The following is a 3,421-nucleotide window of genomic DNA, read 5'->3' as shown; positions in this document are numbered from 1 at the left end:
GTGGACGCCCATATCGACAACATGCTCAAGATTACGTCGGATGGCCGCAAGCTGGGCTTGGACCAGCGTATTATCAATCCCCTGCTGCCGGACGAGCCTGGAACCAAGGTCAACAGGTGCGTGGAGAATATTCTGAAATTCTGGCGCGAGGGCGAGGCTGGAAAGCTGACCCAGCTGGTGTTTTCCGATATTTCCACGCCCACGAGTAATGGCGGGTTTANNATTTACGACGACATCCGCCGGNAACTTATCTCGGGCGGGATGCCTCCGGAGCAAATCGCGTATATCCATGAAGCCAATAGCGACAAGCAGAAGAAAGACCTGTTCCGCAAGGTCAATTCCGGTCAAGTGCGCGTCCTGATTGGCAGCACCCAGAAAATGGGAGCCGGCACCAACGTCCAGGAGCGGCTTATCGCGCTTCATGACCTGGATTGCCCGTGGCGGCCGCGTGATTTGACACAGCGCAAGGGTCGTATTGAGCGGCGNGGGAACACGAATCCCAAAGTCCATGTGTTCCGGTATGTTACAGAATCGACATTCGACGCCTATCTCTGGCAGACCGTGGAGAACAAGCAGAAGTTTATCTCCCAAATCATGACCANCAAAGCCCCGGTCCGGTCCTGCGAGGACGTGGACGAGGCGGCCCTGTCGTATGCGGAAATCAAGGCCCTGTGCGCCGGAGACCCCCGCATCAAGGAGCGTATGGAGCTGGACGTGGACGTAGCGAAGCTCAAAGTCATGCGGGCCGACCATCAGAGTAAGCAGTTCCGCCTGGAGGACAGGCTTTTGAAATACTTCCCGGAGCAAATCCGGGAGTGTGAAAGCGAGATTGCCGGGCTGGAAATTGACCTGAATACGCTGGCAGAGCATCCGGAACCGGAGAACGGTTTCGCGGGAATGGTGATTCATGGTAAGAGCTATTCTTCTGCGAAAAAGGCCGGGACGGCTATCCTGGAAGCCTGCCAGGAAATCACGGATTTCGAGGCGCCGCCCGTGGAAATCGGCAGCTATCGGGGCTTCAAGCTGATTCTCTCGCTTAACATCTTTGGACATCACATGACGCTGCAAGGCGCACGGTCTTACAAAACGGACCTGGGCGGCGACCTGCGGGGTAATATTACCCGGCTGGACAATACGCTGGACAGGCTTCCGCAGTTTCTGGANGAGGCTGGAGCCCGGCTGAAAGACCTGCGGCAGCAGGCAGAAGCGGCCAGGGCGGANGCTGGCAAGCCCTTCCCCAGGGAAGAAGAACTGCGCCGGAAGTCCGCCCGTCTGGTGGAACTGGACGCTCAGTTAAATCTCAATAACCGGCATATCCCGGATGAACCCGCCAAGACCGCGTAAGACCCAAGCAGGATGCCGTCAGGGGGAGAAATTCCTCTGGCGGCATCTCGCTGATGCCACCAGTGTATACAGCGTGAAACGTTCGGGACCCGGAAAAATAAAAAGCAGCCGTTCATAGAAAACGACCGNACGCGCAAATACGCTTTTTCAGCATAGAGAATTATAATAGAAAAATTTGGGTCTTGTCAAGAGAAAGCCCTGTAAACAAATTGTAAATTTCCCTGAGCCGCCGCTAAGCGCCTCATTGCGGGAAAAGACCCAGGCAAGATGCCGCCATGGGAGAGATTCCTCTGGCGGCCTTGAACATAAAAAATTAACTAACGAAAGGAATCCTGACTATGAACAAGAATGTTATCAGCGCCGACAACCCCCAGGCCCTGGAGAAGCTCCAGGCCCGGCTTGAAAAGCTGGAGGCGAAGCAGAAAGAAATGCGGGCCGTTAATGCCTACTACCGNAAGCACAAGACCCTGGACGGCTGCCCCGGCCTGCCGCCCACGGGAATCGAACGGCTGAAAGCCAAGATGTCCCAGTACCGAACGGACAAGCCCTACCTGTCCTATGAGCTCTCCAGCAACAATGCCGAGATTCGCCGCAACAAGGACCGTATCGCCCAGCTGACCCGCCAGACGGAGCAGGGCTACTTCGGCTGGACGTTCTCCGGCGGCGAGGTCCAAATCGACAAGGACGCGAACCGCCTGCAAATCATATTTGACGCCAAACCGGACAAGGAACTGACGCTTGCTCTGAAACACAACGGTTTTCACTGGGCCCCCAGCATCGGCGTCTGGCAGCGGCAGTTGAACGACAACGCGGTTTGGGCCGCTGATGGCATCAAGGACATCTGGCCTGATACCAGAGAGAAGCCCAGTGACTTCCAGCGCCGGGCCAGAGAGGAAGCGGCCGCTGGCTGATGGTTCNGCCTGGAAAAAGGGGACTGGCTGTGCGAACGGCCAGTCCTCTTTCCTGGTTCTTATTACATCTTTATACTGTTCGGGTGGAATATAGCCCAGCCCAGCCGCGCGCAGAAGTCGTAGTAATTGAATTTGTACAAATACGTAGACGCTTCGAGGTGACTGCACGGCACAAATACGTCAACCACCGCCGGGGTAGCGGGCGGAGTGTCAATCGTAGAGGATATGCCATAATTGTCAATCATCTTTCGGTTGAGCATAGGCCAAAGCTGCTTGGATATATCCCTGTTTTTGGCCCCGTAGGAAATCAAGAAAGTTTCCTTGTTGGTATATGTACCGTAATAAAATACTGCTTCGTAATAGTTGATGAANGCGGCTCTGGTCCGCTCCGNGCTTACACGCAGCTGCAATATGATGTTTTCATCAATGTCCACGCCCGCGGTGTTTTTCGCGTTTTTGATGACCCAATCCAAATTTGCCCGCTCCAAATGCGGAAATTTGAAGTTTCGCCGCATGATTTCCTCTCGGGCACCCGTGTTGAAAATCACATGGACCAGTTTTTCGCCAGTCATGGTGACTACCTGCTTTCTATTTTATTTTGCAGTANAGGTTATAGAGAAAGTAAAACTCTCTCGTCTTTTTATAGTTGAAAACTGCTTTTCTAATAATTATTATACCACGTTTTTGCTGTTCTTGCAATCATTTTCATTATTTTCTGCAATTTTAACCAGCCCTAAGACGGCAGTGGGCACAGAGGGTATCCATGAAAGCAATTCCGGCTGGTGTATTCTCAAAGGAACAGGAATACATGCCGGGGCTGCTATTTCGGAAATATCCGTTTTTTGCAACTTTTTAGAGAAAATGCCTGTCTGAAATTTGAATCTGAAAAAAACGTNCNAGGCCATACAGCCGGGAAGAAAAGCGAGCAAAAGCGTAAGAACAGCGGCAGACACTCCGGCTTTGTAGGTTTTTTTCAATTTTAGAGCCAGAAAAAACGTACAGAGCCAAAACCCCGAAAGCCTTGCGCCACAAGGAATACACTGAAATGCTTAATCNTGTGTATGAAATCCCGAAAAAATATCATACAGCCTCAAACCTTACGGCTGCAAGGGATTGACGTATGTTGTAGGGTTTGTAAGTCTTTTTTTAAGAAAGTTTATAGAAAT

Annotated in this window: 1 protein-coding gene; it reads left to right on the top strand. The window is 52.1% G+C overall.

The features are described from left to right. On the top strand, positions 1-1,344 hold a 1,344-nt coding region (locus tag JX325_RS13900; RefSeq protein ID WP_243414098.1), incomplete at its 5' end, for a helicase C-terminal domain-containing protein. Positions 1,345-3,421: the final 2,077 nt, after the last annotated feature.

Origin of the sequence: Oscillibacter sp. CU971, assembly GCF_905219725.1 — a bacterium.
Taxonomy (GTDB): Bacteria; Bacillota; Clostridia; order Oscillospirales; family Oscillospiraceae; genus Oscillibacter.
This window is presented reverse-complemented; position numbering and strand designations above follow the sequence as displayed.